Annotated in this window: 13 protein-coding genes, 1 other RNA gene and 1 pseudogene; 5 read left to right on the top strand and 10 right to left on the bottom strand. The window is 46.7% G+C overall.

Annotated elements, in window-relative coordinates:
• Nucleotides 1-14 precede the first annotated feature (14 nt).
• The 10 genes and pseudogenes from lapB to gyrA all read right to left on the bottom strand — a co-directional run bounded on the left by lapB (nt 15) and on the right by gyrA (nt 12483).
• A complete protein-coding gene (lapB, locus tag ICN36_RS06520) occupies nt 15-1226 on the bottom strand; it encodes a lipopolysaccharide assembly protein LapB (RefSeq protein ID WP_216227546.1) in 1212 nt (403 codons plus the stop codon).
• A gap of 66 nt (nt 1227-1292) precedes the next feature.
• Nucleotides 1293-1631 (bottom strand): annotated as a pseudogene (locus tag ICN36_RS06515) (integration host factor subunit beta); the annotation flags it as partial.
• Nucleotides 1632-1682: 51 nt separating this feature from the next.
• Entirely contained in the window at nt 1683-3356 is a 1674-nt protein-coding gene (gene rpsA, locus ICN36_RS06510) for a 30S ribosomal protein S1 (RefSeq protein WP_068324328.1), read from the bottom strand.
• A gap of 143 nt (nt 3357-3499) precedes the next feature.
• Nucleotides 3500-4162 carry a (d)CMP kinase gene (gene cmk / locus ICN36_RS06505; protein ID WP_216227545.1) on the bottom strand — a complete coding sequence of 221 codons (663 nt, stop codon included), beginning with the start codon at nt 4160-4162 and terminating at the stop codon, nt 3500-3502.
• A gap of 14 nt (nt 4163-4176) precedes the next feature.
• Nucleotides 4177-5496 carry a 3-phosphoshikimate 1-carboxyvinyltransferase gene (gene aroA, locus ICN36_RS06500; protein WP_216227721.1) on the bottom strand — a complete coding sequence of 440 codons (1320 nt, stop codon included), beginning with the start codon at nt 5494-5496 and terminating at the stop codon, nt 4177-4179.
• Nucleotides 5497-5504: 8 nt separating this feature from the next.
• Complete coding sequence (locus ICN36_RS06495) at nt 5505-6386, bottom strand: prephenate dehydrogenase/arogenate dehydrogenase family protein (protein ID WP_216227544.1); 882 nt, start codon at nt 6384-6386, stop codon at nt 5505-5507.
• Complete coding sequence (gene hisC / locus ICN36_RS06490) at nt 6386-7516, bottom strand: histidinol-phosphate transaminase (protein WP_216227543.1); 1131 nt, start codon at nt 7514-7516, stop codon at nt 6386-6388. Before hisC ends, ICN36_RS06495 begins: the two co-directional genes overlap by 1 nt.
• Nucleotides 7517-7564: 48 nt before the next feature.
• Nucleotides 7565-8644, bottom strand: a complete 1080-nt coding sequence (pheA, locus tag ICN36_RS06485) for a prephenate dehydratase (protein ID WP_216227542.1) — start codon at nt 8642-8644, stop codon at nt 7565-7567.
• Nucleotides 8644-9741, bottom strand: a complete 1098-nt coding sequence (gene serC, locus ICN36_RS06480; RefSeq protein ID WP_216227541.1) for a 3-phosphoserine/phosphohydroxythreonine transaminase — start codon at nt 9739-9741, stop codon at nt 8644-8646. Before serC ends, pheA begins: the two co-directional genes overlap by 1 nt.
• 27 nt (nt 9742-9768) lie before the next feature.
• Nucleotides 9769-12483 (bottom strand): DNA gyrase subunit A, encoded by a 2715-nt coding sequence (gene gyrA / locus ICN36_RS06475; protein ID WP_216227540.1) that lies wholly within the window; start codon nt 12481-12483, stop codon nt 9769-9771.
• 159 nt (nt 12484-12642) lie between these two features.
• Here gyrA and ompA point away from each other — a divergent pair, with 159 nt between their 5' ends.
• The 5 genes from ompA (at nt 12643) to ICN36_RS06450 (ending at nt 16522) form a co-directional block, all read left to right on the top strand.
• Entirely contained in the window at nt 12643-13209 is a 567-nt protein-coding gene (gene ompA / locus ICN36_RS06470; protein WP_216227539.1) for an outer membrane protein OmpA, read from the top strand.
• Between the two features lie 96 nt (nt 13210-13305).
• Complete coding sequence (gene ubiG, locus ICN36_RS06465; protein ID WP_216227538.1) at nt 13306-13995, top strand: bifunctional 2-polyprenyl-6-hydroxyphenol methylase/3-demethylubiquinol 3-O-methyltransferase UbiG; 690 nt, start codon at nt 13306-13308, stop codon at nt 13993-13995.
• A 7-nt stretch (nt 13996-14002) separates the two neighbouring features.
• Complete coding sequence (locus ICN36_RS06460; protein ID WP_216227537.1) at nt 14003-14683, top strand: HAD-IA family hydrolase; 681 nt, start codon at nt 14003-14005, stop codon at nt 14681-14683.
• A 65-nt stretch (nt 14684-14748) separates the two neighbouring features.
• Nucleotides 14749-15107: a transfer-messenger RNA gene (gene ssrA, locus ICN36_RS06455) on the top strand.
• A gap of 161 nt (nt 15108-15268) precedes the next feature.
• On the top strand, nt 15269-16522 hold the full coding sequence (locus ICN36_RS06450) for an integrase arm-type DNA-binding domain-containing protein (RefSeq protein WP_216227536.1): 1254 nt from the start codon (nt 15269-15271) through the stop codon (nt 16520-16522).
• Nucleotides 16523-16590: the final 68 nt, after the last annotated feature.

The following is a 16590-nucleotide window of genomic DNA, read 5'->3' as shown; positions in this document are numbered from 1 at the left end:
ATCTCCAAATTTCTTTACATTGAAGGGCCGCTAGGTGCAGCACCTTCACTTCGTCTTGGTGAGTATGCCTCCCAATGATTACAACCAGGGCATTGCCAATAAAATCTTCTTGCCCTAAAGCCACAGTTACCACAAGTGTAGCGAGCCAAGCTGGTGGTGCGCTGGCGCAAGAGACTCAAAATTGATTGCAACTCCAATAATCTTTCGGGATTGGCGCTTCCTTCTTCTAGTGCCAAACGTGTTTCAGCCAGCTTAGATAACGCAATCAAAGTCGGTGAATGCTGCATTACATCAGACAACATCGCATTAGCGGCCTCAGGACCGCGAATTTTCATCAAGTGCTTATGCACAATATCAAGTAACTCACCTGTAGCTTGGGTTTTAAGCAATGCACAGAGACTATCTAAACCTTCGCTCTCTTTACCGATGGCTGCATGTGCAAGCATCCAACGATCTGCCAATAAATGCATATAGGCAGGATGTGTTCTAGCAATCACACTCCACGCCTCGATCGCTTGAGTTGGCCGCTCCATCGCCATCAGGTAATCGCCTTGCAAAATTAAAGCACGTGCATGATTTGGCACGGCCTGCAAAGCGCGCTGTATCGATTGCTCAGCTTCAACCAAGTCTTTGCGACGTAAAGCCTCTTGACCAAGCTCGCAGTGAAATTGTGCGATTTCAGTATTGTGTGATTTGCCTTGTATGCTTTCAAGCTCACTAGCAGCAATGATGGCTTTTTGCCAATCATGCTCAATCTGATACATCTGCAACAAACTTTCTTTTGCCGGCTCGGCGTACTTGCCATTGCCCACACGATTTAATGATGCTTCGGCTCGATCAAGCAATCCCGCGCGTAAAAAGTCGCGGCCTAGCTCATAGGCAGCATGATCACGATCGCGAGGCTTTAAGTCATCACGGTTAGCTAAGTGTTGATGCACCCGAATAGCACGTTCAGTCTCGCCACGACGGCGAAATAAATTACCCAATGAGAAATGAAGCTCGATGGTCTCTGGGTCTAGCTGTGCAATTTTGACCAAGGTTTCAATAGCTTGATCAGGCTGTTCATTCAGTAAAAGACTTAAGCCTTTAAAAGTTGAGCGTTGCTGACGCATGCGCTCGCGCTCATCCATGCGATTCTCAAGACGTAAATCCCAACGGGCGGCTAGCCAACCAATGCCAAACATGACTGGCAAGAGTAATAGCCAAGCGGTTGCTATCTGAATCATGGCGTGCAGAATTTAAATAAAAAAATGGCCCGAATGGACCACTGAGGTTGAGCCTGAATCTTAGGCACCAGAACCCTCTTTGGGGCCCGCCTGCTTCAAAGGCTTGTAATCTACTCGCTCACGCAACTCTTTGCCAGGCTTAAAGTGTGGCACGCGCTTTTCTGGAATCAATACTTTCTCGCCAGACTTTGGATTGCGACCTGTACGCGCAGGACGATGGTGAAGTACAAAACTTCCCACACCGCGCAGTTCAATACGCTTACCCTCAGCCAAAGCATGAGTCATTGTGTCCAGCAAAGTTTTTACCGCTAACTCCACGTCCCTAGGCAAAAGCTGCGGAAACTGTTCCGCGAGACTCTCTACTAGTTCGGAGCGGGTAATTGCTTGTTGCTCTTGATCTGTCATGATCTATCAATAAAAAATCGCCGCCCTCCTAATGGAAAGCGGCGATATTGATTAGCCTTGATTATCCAATTTTGCTTTTAACAAAGCGCCCAAATTGGTAGTGCCAGACTGCGCATCACCTTGGAGCTTGCTCATTGCATCTTGTTGATCAGAGCTGTCTTTTGCTTTGATTGAAAGATTGATAACGCGTGACTTACGATCAATATTAATGATCATTGCAGTAACGCTGTCGCCTTCTTTCAATACATTGCGTGCATCTTCAACGCGATCTGTTGAGATCTCAGAAGCACGTAAGTAAGCTTCAACTTCATCAGCCAAGTGAATAGTTGCACCCTTAGCGTCAACAGCTTTCACAGTACCAGTAACGAGGCTACCCTTGTCGCTGACAGATGTGTAGTTGTTGAATGGGTCGCCAGACAATTGCTTAATACCGAGAGAGATACGCTCTTTCTCAACATCAATTGCCAATACAGTGGCTTCAACTTCATCACCTTTTTTGTATTTCTTAACAGCTTCTTCGCCTGGCTCATTCCATGAGAGGTCTGAGAGATGAACTAAACCGTCGATACCGCCAGGCAAGCCAATAAACACACCGAAGTCAGTAATAGACTTGATTGCGCCAGTCAATTTGTCGCCTTTTTGCTGTGCACGTGAGAACTCTTCCCATGGATTTGCTTTGCACTGCTTGATGCCCAAGCTAATACGACGCTTGTCTTCATCAATATCCAGAACCATTACTTCAACTTCAGTTCCCAATGCAGTAGCTTTGCTTGGAGCAACGTTCTTGTTAGTCCAGTCCATTTCAGAAACGTGTACCAAACCTTCGATACCAGATTCGATTTCAACGAATGCGCCGTAGTCAGTCAAGTTGGTTACTTTGCCGAATAAACGGGTGTTCGGTGGGTAACGACGAGCGATACCAACCCAAGGATCATCACCTAATTGCTTCACGCCGAGTGAAACACGGTTCTTCTCTTGATCGAACTTCAAAATCTTAGCGGTAACTTCTTGACCAACAGTCAACATCTCGCTTGGGTGACGCACGCGACGCCATGCCAAGTCAGTGATGTGCAAGAGGCCATCGATACCACCGAGGTCAACGAATGCGCCGTAATCAGTGATGTTCTTAACGAGGCCAGTAACCACTGCGCCCTCTTTAAGGTTAGACATCAACTTAGCACGCTCTTCACCTTGGCTAGCTTCAACAACAGCGCGACGTGACAACACTACGTTGTTACGTTTACGGTCAAGCTTGATAACCTTGAACTCCATCGTCTTACCTTCGTAAGGGCTGGTGTCTTTGATTGGACGTGTATCAACGAGTGATCCAGGCAAGAATGCGCGGATACCGTTAACCATTACAGTCAAGCCGCCTTTAACCTTACCAGTAACAGTACCGGTAACGATCTCAGCTTGCTCGAGAGCTTTTTCCAAGTTCATCCATGAAGCCAAGCGCTTAGCTTTGTCACGGGAAAGGATTGTGTCGCCATAGCCGTTCTCAAGAGCGTCAATAGCAACAGAAACGAAATCGCCAGGAGCTACTTCAATCTCGCCAGCGTCGTTATGGAATTCTTCAACAGGAATAAACGCTTCAGACTTCAAGCCAGCGTTAACAACGACGAAGTTATGGTCGATGCGAAGAACTTCAGCCGAAATAACTTGGCCGGTCTTCATATTCGATCGGGTTAATGATTCTTCAAATAATTCTGCAAATGATTCAGACATGTGTATTCACTTTGTGCCGCCAGAAGGCCTGACGGGTTAGGTTAAAAAAGTCTTCAAGAAACACGCTAATGAAAAGTCGCGTTGTGGAGTTTCTTAAGACACCAAAACTACTGCTTACAACCAACTACCTAAAACTTACAAAACTAAGCAATCGCAGATTGATACCAATCCAAAACTATCTTAACTGCTTGATCTATCGACAAATCTGATGTTTCAAGCACTTTTGCACCATCTGCAACTAACAAGGGTGCGGTACATCGACTACTGTCTCTGGCATCGCGCTCCTGCAAATCTTGCAGCAAGTCCTCAAGTTTAGCAGAAATTCCCTTAGCTATCAATTGCTTATAGCGACGTTCAGCTCTGGCGGCGGCTGTTGCCGTCAAGAAAACCTTCAAAACAGCATCCGGGAATATGACGCTGGCCATGTCCCTGCCATCAGCCACCAGGCCTGGGGATTGCCGAAAACTACGCTGCAGGCCCACTAAGTTCGCTCTTACTTCGGGGTGAACCGCTAGAGCAGAGGCTCTTAAACCGATATTTTCCTTGCGAATAGCCTCGGAGACGTCCTCGCCATTCAGAAAAATTTGCCCATTTTTGAATGAAATCAATAATTTAGGAACTAAAAGGCCCAATTCTGGGCCGTTTTTGACATCAATTCCCTGTTTTTCGCTTGCTAGAGCAACCAAACGATAGAGGGCGCCACTATCCAAGTAATGGAATCCCAACTTTTCAGCAACAAGTGAAGCAACCGTCCCTTTGCCTGAAGCAGTTGGTCCGTCAATTGCAATGACTGGTGGCAGGTTCATTAGTAGTAATGGAGTTAACTGACTACTTTCGCAAATTCCGCGAAATAGGTAGGGAAAGTTTTTGCCACACAATTAGGATCATTGATCTTGAGTGCATTTGGACCAAATGCAGCGAGTGAGAAGCACATCGCCATACGATGGTCATCGTAAGTATCAATACCTTCAGTCGGTGACTTCCAATCACTTTGAGAAGTGGGCGCTTGTACAACAATGTAATCAACGCCCTCTTCAACGATCGCGCCAACCTTTTTTAACTCTTTAGCCATTGCAGCAATACGATCAGTTTCTTTCACTCGCCAGCTAGCAATACTATTCAAGCGCGTTGGGCCCTCTGCGAATAATGCAGCAACGGCCAGTGTCATCGCCGCATCCGGAATTTCAGTGCAATCAATTGTGATCCCATTGAGTTTGCCGTTGGCATTCTTCACGCCAGATACTTCAATCCAATCTTCACCGGCATTAATCTTTGCACCCATTAGCGCAAGTGCGTCTGCGAACGCCACATCACCTTGTATGCTGTCTTTACCAACACCCAATACTTTCACAGGGCCGCCACCAATAGCACCGAGCGCTAAGAAGTAAGAGGCTGAAGATGCATCTCCCTCTACAGATAGCTCGCCAGGACTTTTGTATACAGCGCCTGATGTTTTTGCAGGAATGATGAATGATTGCGCATCAGGACATGCAACTGTGACACCAAAACGTGCCATCAATTTCAGAGTGATATCAATGTAAGGACGAGAGATGAGCTCATCAATCACTTCAATACGAACAGGCTCATTTGCCACTAGCGGTAAAGCCATCAGCAATGCAGTCAAGAACTGACTCGATACATCGCCACGCACTTTAACGACATCTTTAATCTGAATATCTGCCGCTATGATTTTGATTGGAGGATAACCTTCTTGTAACTCGTATTCAATCTTCGCGCCCACTTGACGCAATCCATCGACTAAATCGCGAATCGGCCTTTCGTGCATGCGCGCTACGCCAGACAAACGATAGTTGCCGCCTTGCATGGCTAATGCTGCAGCAAGAGGACGAATTGCAGTACCAGCATTACCCATAAAGAGGTCTGCATTCTGCACGGGAAATTTGCCACCGCAACCCTCGACGACACAAACCTTGTCAGCCTTATCTGTGACAGATAAGCCTAACTGACGCAAAGCATTACGCATTACTTGGGTATCGTCAGCATCCAACAAGTTCTTGAGAGTAGTTGTGCCGGAAGAAAGAGCTGCAAGCAACAGTGCACGATTAGAGATGCTTTTCGATCCCGGCAACACAATCTCGCCTTGCGCTTGCTTAAACGGCCCAATCGTAATGTCTGGCAAACCACTCATCAAAGCACATCCAGATCTTGACGCGCCTTGCTGGCCTTATTAAATAACTTCTCCAATCCAGCGGCATCATTTTCAGCTATGAGTTTGCGCATGTGATTGACGATTAATAGGTACTGATCTAACTCTTTCAAAATAGCAGTGCGATTGCCCAAGCAAATATCGCGCCACATTTCAGGACTAGAAGCAGCTATGCGCGTGAAATCCTTAAAGCCGGCGCCTACGTGACTTAATTTTTGATCAGCATCTTCAGAGTTCACAACGCTGGCCATTAAGGCATAGGATAAGAGATGCGGGAGGTGTGAAACAGCTGCGTAAATTGCGTCATGCTGCACAACACCAATCTTTTTCACCTCAGAGCCAACACTTTCCCAAAAGCCAGTGATTAAATCAGTGTCCTGCGGAGAGTTCTCTTGTAATGGGCAAATAATGGTTTGCTTGCCTTGAAATAAATCAGCCTTAGCAGCGCTTGCTCCATGCTGAGCGCCACCTGCAATCGGATGGGCAGGAACAAACTGGCATGCTTTCTTACCCAATACCTCTTTAGCAGCTAGGATGACATCCCCTTTAGTGCTACCCGCATCAGTAATCATGGTGCGAGGCTCCAGATGAGGCTCAATCACTTCAAATGCAGTACGCATTTGTGCGACTGGCACACACAGCACTATCACATCGGATTGCTTGGCAGCCTCATCCAAATCTACTACATCATCAATCGCACCCATCTTTAGAGCTTGATCCAAATTTTCTTTACTGCGACCCACGCCTAGAACTTTGGTTACTACACCGGCCTGCTTGAGCGCTAAACCTAAGGAGGCGCCAATCAAGCCAACACCTACGATAGTGACAGTGCCGTAGTTACTTGATGGGTTAATGATGCTCATTAGGAAAGTATTTCTGAACTTATTTCTTTTAGGGCCGCAATGAATGCCGCATTCTCTTCTGGCAGACCAATTGAAATACGTAGCCACTGTGGCAAGCCATAATTACCCACAGGACGAACAATAATGCCGCGCTTGAGTAATTCCAAATTCATACGTGCGCCAGCTTGGTCGTCATCACCAACTTTGACAAGAACAAAGTTACCTGCGGATGGCAGATAGCGCAAACCTAATGCGTCAAAGGCTTTAGTAAGCTGGGCATAGCCTGCGCGATTGAGCTCAAAACCTTGCTGCAAGAATTCTGTATCTTGAAAGGCTGCAATCGCTGCAGCCTGAGCCAGACTATTGACATTGAATGGCTGACGAATACGATTTAAGAGATCGGTAAGGTGAGGCTGGGCTACGCCATAACCAATGCGCAAGCCTGCCAAGCCATAGGCCTTGGAAAAGCTCCTTGACAAGATCATGTTCGGGAAACGCTTTACCCAGGCAATTGCATCGTAGCGCTGCTCAGAAGTCAGGTACTCGTTATAAGCCTCATCAAGCACCACCACCACATTAGAAGGAACCGCCACCAAGAAATCTTCAATTTCCTTGGCCGTTAAATAACTACCAGTAGGATTATTGGGGTTAGCTACGAACACCAGCTTGGCTTTATCGCCAGAGGCTTTAATTGCCGCCAACATGGCCGGTAAATCATGGCCATAGATATCCGTAGCAGCAACTTCAATTGCTTTAGCGCCAACAGCCTGCGTAGCCAGCGGATAAACAGCAAATGCATGTTTAGAGAAAATAACTTCATCGCCCGCCTGCGCTACTGCGCGTGCAGCCAATTCCAAAATATCGTTACTGCCATTACCCAAGGTAATCCAATCCGTTGGCACACCTAAACGACTGGCTAATACATTCTTTAATTCAAAACCATTGGAATCGGGGTAGCGACCTAAATCACTCGCCGCTTTCAGCATCGCATCTTGCGCAGACTTAGGCATACCCAATGGGTTTTCATTGGAAGCCAGCTTCACAATCTTGCTTTCATCCAAACCATATTCACGTGCAACCTCACTAATAGGTCGCCCGCCAACATAAGGGGCAATCGCGTGAATGTGTTTTAGACCAATCTTAGAAGTCATTTGGTTTAGTTAATGTTTTATTAAGTTTGAGGATAACTTTTAACTTGATTAAGCCGAATGCGGATAGGAGCCCAGGTTCTTATAAAAAGCGGCAACCCCCTTGAGCTCATCAAGCGCTTTCACTACCTTGTCATCATCTGAATGGCCAGCAATATCAATGTAGAAGTGATATTCCCAAGTGCCCTTGCGAGCTGGGCGGGACTCAAAGCGGTTCATCGAAACGCCATGCTTTGCCAAAGGAGCTAACAAGCGATGTACAGCGCCCGGCTGGTTATCAACCGAGAGGACTAGAGAAGTTTGATCTTTTCCGGTTGACTGGCATGCATAGTTACCAACTACAACAAAGCGTGTGCGGTTATGAGGGTCATCCTGAATCTGCGCAGCCACTACCTGCAAACCATACGCTTCTTGCGCTGGATCACCAGCGATAGCGGCCAAAGTAGGATCACTCGCCGCCATACGAGCGGCCTCTGCATTACTGCTGACTGCCTGACGCTTTAATTGCGGAGCATGTACGCTTAACCATTGTTGACACTGTGCCAATGCTTGAGCATGAGCACAAACTGTAGTTACACCATCTAAGCTGCCACTTTTAGTCAATAAATGATGGCGAATTGGTAGCACTACCTCACCGCTAATACGCATAGAGGAGTCGAGCAATAAATCCAATGTGCGAGAAATAGCGCCTTCACTTGAGTTTTCTACAGGCACTACACCAAATTGAGCCGCGCCCTTCTCAACCGCCTTAAACACCTCATCCAAACTTGCGCAAGGTAAGCCGGCAATTGAGTGACCGAAATAGGTTTGTGCTGCTTGCTCAGAAAATGTTCCTACTGGACCAAGATAAGCAATCGTTTGGCGAGCCTCTAGCGCCCTACACGCCGACATCACTTCACGCCAAATTGCGGCAATACCATCCGGAAGCAATGGACCAGCGTTGATATCTTGCAAACATGCAATCACCTGACGCTCTCGCTCAGGACGGAACACAGGTGAGGCAAAGCCACCTTTAACATGACCCACTTCTTGCGCTGCTTTTGCACGCTGAGTGAGTAAATCTAAAATTTGCGCATCCAATGCGTCAATTTTTTCCCGCAAGGGAGCTAAGCGCTGTTCTTCAGTACTCATTAAGCCCGCCTTTCAAAGTCGCGCATAAATTCAATCAAGGCTTTTACGCCTTCAATGGGCATAGCGTTATAGATGCTCGCACGCATACCGCCTGCAGCTTTATGACCACGCAAAGCAACCAAACCAGCTGCGTTTGATTGCGCCAAAAACGCTGCATTTAGGTTCTCATCTTTTAAGAAGAAAGTCACGTTCATACGTGAACGATATTCTTTGGTGACGCGATTCTCATACAAACCGCTTTGATCTAAGAAGTTGTAGAGCAAATCTGCTTTTTCTTGATTGCGCTTTTCAATAGCTTTGACGCCGCCCTGCTTAAGCAGCCATTTAAAGCCTAGGCCAGCCATGTAGATCGAGAATGTTGGGGGCGTATTAATCATGGATTGAGTATTTGACTGCACAGCCCAATCCCAAATCGTTGGGGTAATACCCATGCTGTGGCCAATGAGGTCCTTACGCACAATCAAAATCGTCACGCCAGAAGGACCGATATTTTTCTGCGCACCACCAAACCAAACGGCGCACTTACTGACATCCATTTCTTTAGAAAGGATGTTGCTAGAAATATCAGCAACCAGTGGAGTACTACCAACATCAGGTACATCTGGAAATTCCACGCCACCGATGGTTTCATTAGCGCAGTAAAGAACATAAGCAGCATCACTCGATAGCTTCCATGCATCTCTTGAAGGAATCGTGTTGAATTTTTCTGCAGCAGATGAAGCAACTAAATTTGCAATTCCGTACTTCTGCGCTTCTTTATAAGATTTTTCTGACCAGACGCCAGTAACAATGTAATCCGCCTTTGGTCCATTCTTAGCCAAAGGCATCAGGTTCATTGGGATAGCTGCATTTTGTCCAAGACCACCGCCTTGCAAGAGCAAAATCTCGTAGCCATCAGGAATATTCATGAGGGTGCGCAAATCTTGCACCACCTCTTCATACACTTGCATGAACTCTTTACTACGGTGACTGATCTCCATCACGCTCGTACCGAGCCCACGCCAATTGAGCATTTCATCGGCAGCCTGCTTCAATACCTCTTCAGGCAAAGTAGCAGGCCCCGCTGCGAAATTAAAAATGCGGCGGTCAAAAGTCATGATGTTAGTTACTCGTATGGCGACGCTTTACGCGTCACCTGCCGTATCAGAATTAGAGTCCGCTGTTGGATCAGCAGTGACATCACCTTCTTCTGCATCATCAACATCACCTTCGTCATCGGAATCACTCTCAGCAATACGCTGCAGGCCAGACAGGCGTGTACCTTCATCAACGTTAATCAGAGTAACGCCTTGAGTAGCGCGGCCCATTTCACGAATTTCAGAAACACGAGTACGTACCAAAATACCGCCGGTAGTAATCAACATGATTTGATCTTCTGGCGACACCAGAGCAGCAGCAACCACTTTGCCATTACGCTCCGAAGTCTGAATCGCAATCATGCCCTTAGTGCCACGACCATGACGAGTGTATTCAGCGATAGGCGTGCGTTTACCGTATCCATTCTCTGTCGCAGTCAATACGCTACTTGGAATAGCAACTCCATTTGCATCAACCACAGCTGCCTCGGCGCCTTCTGCAGCTTCTGCAGGCGCAACCAACATGGCAATCACTTGATGACCTTCAGCTAAATTCATACCGCGTACACCACGAGCCGTACGACCCATTGGACGAACATCGTTCTCGTCAAAGCGCACTGCCTTACCAGCATCTGAGAACAACATCACATCATGCTGGCCATCAGTAATCGCTGCGCCAACCAAGAAGTCATTTTCATTAAGGTCAACAGCAATAATTCCGGCCTTACGTGGATTAGAGAAGTCAGACAAGCGAGTCTTCTTCACAGTACCCAGGCTAGTAGCCATAAATACGTAATGATCGTCTTGATAGCCCTTAATCGGAAGAATCACAGTGATCTTCTCACCCTCAATTAGCGGGAACATATTGACGATTGGCTTGCCACGCGAGGTACGACTTCCCTGTGGAACTTCCCAAACTTTGAGCCAATACATGCGACCGCGATCGGAGAAGCACAAAATGATGTCATGCGTGTTCGCAACGAAGAGTGTGTCAATCCAATCTTCATTCTTAGTAGCTGCAGCTTGTTTGCCACGTCCACCACGTTTTTGTGCGCGGTATTCGCTCAGCGGCTGACTCTTCATGTAACCAGTATTAGAAAGAGTCACCACCATATCTTGCGGTGTAATTAAATCTTCTGTGAAGAGTTCTGTTGCATTCATTTCAATGAATGAGCGACGACCTGTATCACCACCAGCAATACCAAACTCCGCTTGAACTTCTTTCAACTCAGATTCGATCACTTGAGTTACGCGCTCTGGCTTTGCTAACAAATCAAGCAAGTCTGAAATCTCAGACATCACTTCTTTGTATTCGTTAACAATCTTATCTTGCTCAAGACCAGTCAAGCGCTGCAAACGCATTTGTAAAATTTCTTGCGCTTGACTATCAGAGAGGCGATACAAACCAGTAGTTTGCATGCCGTACTCAGGTAGCAATCCTTCTGGGCGATAGGCGTTACGGCCTCCTGGCGTATTAGTCTCAGCGCGCGCTAACATCTCACGGACCATCGATGAATCCCAAGCTTTACCCATCAACTCTTGCTTCGCAATAACTGGGTTCGCTGCGGCTTTAATAATCGCAATAAACTCATCAATGTTTGCTAACGCAACAGCTAAACCCTCTAAAACGTGACCACGATCACGAGCTTTGCGCAATTCAAAAATCGTGCGACGGGTAACTACTTCACGACGATGTTGCAAGAAGTACTCAAGCATTTGCTTCAAGTTCAACAGGCGTGGCTGGTTATCTACCAACGCCACCATGTTCATACCGAAGTTATCTTGTAGTTGAGTGCTCTTATACAAATTATTGAGAACAACTTCAGGCACTTCACCGCGCTTAAGTTCAATCACAACGCGCATACCGGATTTATCTGATTCATCACGCAAATCAGAAATGCCTTCTACTTTTTTCTCATTCACCAACTCAGCGATACGCTCGAGCAAGTTCTTTTTGTTCACTTGGTATGGCAACTCGTCAACGATGATGGCTTGACGTGCGCCCTTATCCAAATCTTCAAAGTGAGTCTTCGCACGCATGACCACGCGACCACGGCCAGTGCGATAGCCCTCACGGACTCCTTGAACGCCATAAATAATGCCGGCGGTCGGGAAATCCGGGGCTGGAATGATCTCGATGAGCTCATCAATCGTGCATTCTGGGTTGTGCAACACGTGTAAACAGGCTGTAACCACCTCGTCCAGGTTATGGGGAGGGATATTGGTCGCCATACCTACAGCAATGCCAGAACTGCCATTTATGAGCAAATTAGGCACTTTGGCAGGCAGAATCAGGGGTTCTTTCTCGCTACCGTCGTAATTTGGCCCAAAATCGACTGTTTCTTTGTCCAAATCGGCCAAAAGCTCATGTGCGATCTTGCGAAGGCGGATCTCGGTATATCGCATCGCAGCAGCGTTATCGCCGTCTACGGAGCCAAAGTTACCCTGTCCGTCAACCAGCATATAGCGCAGAGAGAAGTCCTGAGCCATCCGAACGATCGTGTCATACACCGCAGAATCACCGTGCGGGTGGTATTTACCGATTACATCGCCAACTATACGGGCAGATTTTTTGTAAGCTCGGTTCCAATCGTTGTTTAATTCATACATAGCGAATAAGACCCGGCGGTGAACCGGTTTGAGGCCGTCACGTACGTCTGGCAGGGCTCTGCCGACTATGACGCTCATTGCGTAGTCCAAATAGGACCGCCGCATTTCGTCTTCGAGGGATATTGGTAGTGTTTCTTTAGCGGCTTGTTCCATCTAGAAATAATATCATTTTGATGACAGGTAGGCCCTATGCTAAGATTCTGTCAGTTTGTACGAAATTGAGATGTGTCGCTTTGCAGTTTTTGCATCAAGGTAGGGCGAATTACATTTAAGTTTGACTTTAATTAAAAAAGAGATTTTTGAGGACTAAAAATGAACAAAACCCTAAAAGTGTTGCTGGCTTCTGTTATCACTGTTTCTGCTTCTGCAGCAATTGCTTCTGATAACTGGGAAAACAGCTCTGGCTTGAATTGGAAAAACGGCGATGGCACATTGTGCTGGCGCGATAACAACTGGACACCTGCTACTGCAGCTAAAGGTTGTGATGGTGCATTGGTTGCTGCTGCTCCTGCTGGCGTTAGCCAAAGCAAGATCACTTTACAAGCTGACACACTTTATGACTTCAACAAGTCTGACTTGAAACCAGAAGGTAAAGCTACTTTGGACAAGATCGCTGCTGACTTAAGCAAGATCAAGTTAGAAGTAATCATCGCTGTAGGTAACACTGACAGCGTTGGTACAGATGCATACAACATGGCCCTCGGTCAGCGTCGTGCGCAATCCGTTAAGTCATACCTCGTAAGCAAGGGTGTTGACGGTAGCCGTATCTACACAGAATCTAAAGGCAAGAGCAATCCAGTTGCATCAAATGCAACTGCTGAAGGCCGCGCTAAGAACCGCCGTACTGACATCGAAGTTGTTGGTACAGCAGCTAAGTAATTCACTTTACTTGTAAAAAAGCCCGCTTCTAGCGGGCTTTTTTATTTCCGCTATATTCATAGACTTCTTCTATTGCCTCACAATTAGCCAACCCATATGAACGTCGACCAATCAGAAATCGCCAAATTTAGCGCCCTAGCCCATCGCTGGTGGGATCCCAATAGCGAATTTAAGCCCCTCCATGCAATCAATCCGCTACGCCTTAATTGGATTAAATCCTTTGTGAATTTAGAAGGCAAAAAAGTCGTGGATATCGGCTGTGGTGGTGGCATCTTGGCTGAGTCTATTTCTCAGTCAGGTGCAGACACCACTGGTATTGATTTATCAGAGAAAGCCTTAAAGGTTGCTGAATTACATGCATTAGAAGTGGGCGCAAACCTTACTTATCGCTCTATCTCAGCTGAAGCTCTGGCTGATGAGCAGCCAGAACAATATGACGTAGTGACTTGCATGGAGATGCTAGAGCACGTTCCTGACCCTGCATCAGTAGTGCGTGCGTGCGCAAAACTCTGTAAACCGGGTGGAACTTTATTTTTCAGCACGCTGAATCGCAATCCAAAATCCTACTTATTCGCCATTATTGGCGCTGAATATATTCTGAAACTACTCCCAAAGGGCACTCACGAATACGCTAAATTCATCAAGCCCTCCGAGTTAGTGACCTTTACGCGTCACGCAGGCCTAGACATGCTTGGCATGAAAGGGATGAGCTACAACCCACTTACCCAGGTATACAGCCTAGGTGAAGATGTGGATGTGAATTACATGATTGCCGTTCGAAAGTAATGCAACAGTGAACAATCTTTCAAGTCCTTATGCAGGCATCTTTTTTGACTTAGACGGCACGCTAGCCGATACCGCACCAGATTTAGTGGCAGCAACCAATAAATTGCTGATTGCACGCAATCTAGCGCCTAAGCCTTATGAATTTCTGCGCCCTTACGCCTCAGCTGGCGCCCGTGGATTGCTAGAAGGAGCCTTTGGAATTGCTCCTGATCATGTTGATTTCATCCCACTGCGAGATGAGTTTTTCAGTAATTATGAAAAAGCACTGCTAGTGGAGAGCAAATTGTTCGAGGGAATAGATCGTTTACTCGATCAAATGGATGAAGCAAAGTTGCCCTGGGGAATTATTACCAACAAAAGTGAGCGCTTTACCAACCCACTGACAGATCTGATGGGGCTGCGCCAGCGCGCTGTTTCTACTGTTTCTGGAGACACCACCCCTTATTCCAAGCCACATCCCGAACCTATTCTGCATGCCACCAGATCGATGAATATTGACCCCATGAGATCAATCTATGTTGGAGACGATATTAGAGATGTTCTCGCAGGCAAAGCAGCTGGGATGAAGACTGTGGCAGCCGCTTACGGATATTGTGGCTGCAAAGAGCCGCCTGAAGCCTGGGGGGCGGATTACATCATCAATAAACCGCTCGAATTACTACAAATCATCTTCCCGAATAGGGAATAAGCCAAAAGATATTAAGCAAATTAAGGTCGGCGGCCTTAAAATAGGGTTTCTTATGCATGAACTCTGGGGTCGACATGGTTTCGACGTGGATTACAAAGCATCAAGGGCATACCGAGGACCCGTTATCTCGTAAATCAATGGGAATGTAATAACTGCAAACGACGAACGTTTCGCACTAGCCGCTTAATTGCGGTTGCCCCTGAACTGATTCTCTCTTGGGTCAGCTAGCGCAAGCTAGATCAGGGTCATATACAAGAGATAAGATCATTTCATGTCACGGGGAATGATTCGAAAACTTAGTGAATCGTCAGCGTGGAACATGTCAATCTGTGCCTAGCTGGCTAAATTAAACGATATGACTAAGTATGTAGAACTTGTTGTAGAGGATTTGCGGACGCGGGTTCGATTCCCGCCGACTCCACCATTTTGAAGTACGTAACAGTCTAACGCCACCCACTAGGGTGGCGTTTTTCTTTGTAGATAAAGGGCTGTACGCCCATTGTGGTCTTTCTAGATTCTGCTGTATCCAAATACGCTGGGGGTATTATTGGGGGTATCGGAGCAAAATCGAACAGGGTCAAAAACATGGTTGGGGGTATTTCTGGAAAGCTTACGGATAAAGGGATCAAGAGCTTCATCAACCGCTCAGCCCCAGGCAGCAAGCTTGCAGATGGCCGAGGCCTTAATTTACTTATCACCCAGACCCAAACTGCTATTTGGCGCATCAAATATCGCATCGAAGGCAAAGAAAAAAGTTATTCCATAGGCGGGTATCCACAAAACAGCTTGGCACAAGCAAGACTAGAGCTAAACGAGGTCAAAGCCTGTCTTACCAAAGGCCAGAATCCAGTCATCTCCAGGCGCCTTAATAGAGCCAATGCCGCATCTCAAAGTGATAGCACCTTCAAGGCTGTAGCTGAAGAATGGTTCTCCATGAAAGAGAAAGAATGGAGTGCAACCCACTTCACGAAATCCAAAAGGGCTTTTGAGCGAGATGTTTATAAATCGCTGGGGGCGCTTCCTATTGAAAGCATCACCCCATCCGTTATTGCCAAGGCAATTGAGACCATCAATAAACGAGATGTTCTAGAAACTGCCACAAGAATTTTGCAGCATCTCAATGGTGTCTTTCGTTATGCACAGGCAAAAGGTTTGTGTGAGGGTAATTCTGCTGCACCAGTGAAGGAAATTCTTCCTCGAAAGAAAACCAATGGACGGATGCCTGCATTACTGGATTGGAATTCTTTAGGCGCCCTCTTACGTGCTGCAGATGCCGCACGTCTCTCACCATCAGTTAGAGCGGCTCATCGCCTTCTCGCATTTAGTGCAACACGTATTAGTAACGTCGTGCAAGCTGAGTGGAAAGAGTTTGATCTTGATGCAGATATTCCGATTTGGGTAATACCTCGAGCCAAGATGAAAGATCACACGCGTATTGGTGATCACCGAATTCCTCTGAGCCCACAAATCACTGCAGAGTTAAAGGCATGGGGGAAACTTTTTGGCAGACGAGGTTATGTATTTCCTTCGCCTACTGGTAATCAATACATCAGTAGAGAAAGTCTTGAGAAGGCATATCGAGTGACACTCAATATGGCAGGCAAGCATGCGCCACACGGCTGGCGTAGCGCCTTCTCTACACTTGCCAGAGATAACGGCTTTGAGCAGGATGTTGTAGAGTTAGCGCTAGATCATGCGCATGGGAATGAAGTGGTGCGCGCCTATGATCGTGGAGAGCGATTTACCCAGAGGGTTGAGCTATATAAGTGGTGGGGCGAAAAACTAACCCATACGCAGAATGGAGCTGAGGTTATTGAGCTATCTAAGAAGGTAGCCTAATTTCAATACAAAAAGATATTTGACTGCTTATAAATTGTCAAATTTATAATTGCCATATAGTATGGCTA

The sequence above is a fragment of the Polynucleobacter sp. UK-Gri1-W3 genome (assembly GCF_018881595.1).
In the GTDB taxonomy this organism is placed as follows: domain Bacteria; phylum Pseudomonadota; class Gammaproteobacteria; order Burkholderiales; family Burkholderiaceae; genus Polynucleobacter.
This window is presented reverse-complemented; position numbering and strand designations above follow the sequence as displayed.

What these genes read in the sequence shown, in the direction of transcription:
- ubiG (WP_216227538.1), top strand. Translation starts at nt 13,306, where the DNA reads ATGAACGTCGACCAATCAGAAATCGCCAAATTTAGCGCCCTAGCCCAT.
- lapB (WP_216227546.1), bottom strand. Translation starts at nt 1,226, where the DNA reads ATGATTCAGATAGCAACCGCTTGGCTATTACTCTTGCCAGTCATGTTT.
- rpsA (WP_068324328.1), bottom strand. Translation starts at nt 3,356, where the DNA reads ATGTCTGAATCATTTGCAGAATTATTTGAAGAATCATTAACCCGATCG.
- cmk (WP_216227545.1), bottom strand. Translation starts at nt 4,162, where the DNA reads ATGAACCTGCCACCAGTCATTGCAATTGACGGACCAACTGCTTCAGGC.
- gyrA (WP_216227540.1), bottom strand. Translation starts at nt 12,483, where the DNA reads ATGGAACAAGCCGCTAAAGAAACACTACCAATATCCCTCGAAGACGAA.
- ICN36_RS06495 (WP_216227544.1), bottom strand. Translation starts at nt 6,386, where the DNA reads ATGAGCATCATTAACCCATCAAGTAACTACGGCACTGTCACTATCGTA.
- hisC (WP_216227543.1), bottom strand. Translation starts at nt 7,516, where the DNA reads ATGACTTCTAAGATTGGTCTAAAACACATTCACGCGATTGCCCCTTAT.
- ompA (WP_216227539.1), top strand. Translation starts at nt 12,643, where the DNA reads ATGAACAAAACCCTAAAAGTGTTGCTGGCTTCTGTTATCACTGTTTCT.
- serC (WP_216227541.1), bottom strand. Translation starts at nt 9,741, where the DNA reads ATGACTTTTGACCGCCGCATTTTTAATTTCGCAGCGGGGCCTGCTACT.
- pheA (WP_216227542.1), bottom strand. Translation starts at nt 8,644, where the DNA reads ATGAGTACTGAAGAACAGCGCTTAGCTCCCTTGCGGGAAAAAATTGAC.
- ICN36_RS06450 (WP_216227536.1), top strand. Translation starts at nt 15,269, where the DNA reads ATGGTTGGGGGTATTTCTGGAAAGCTTACGGATAAAGGGATCAAGAGC.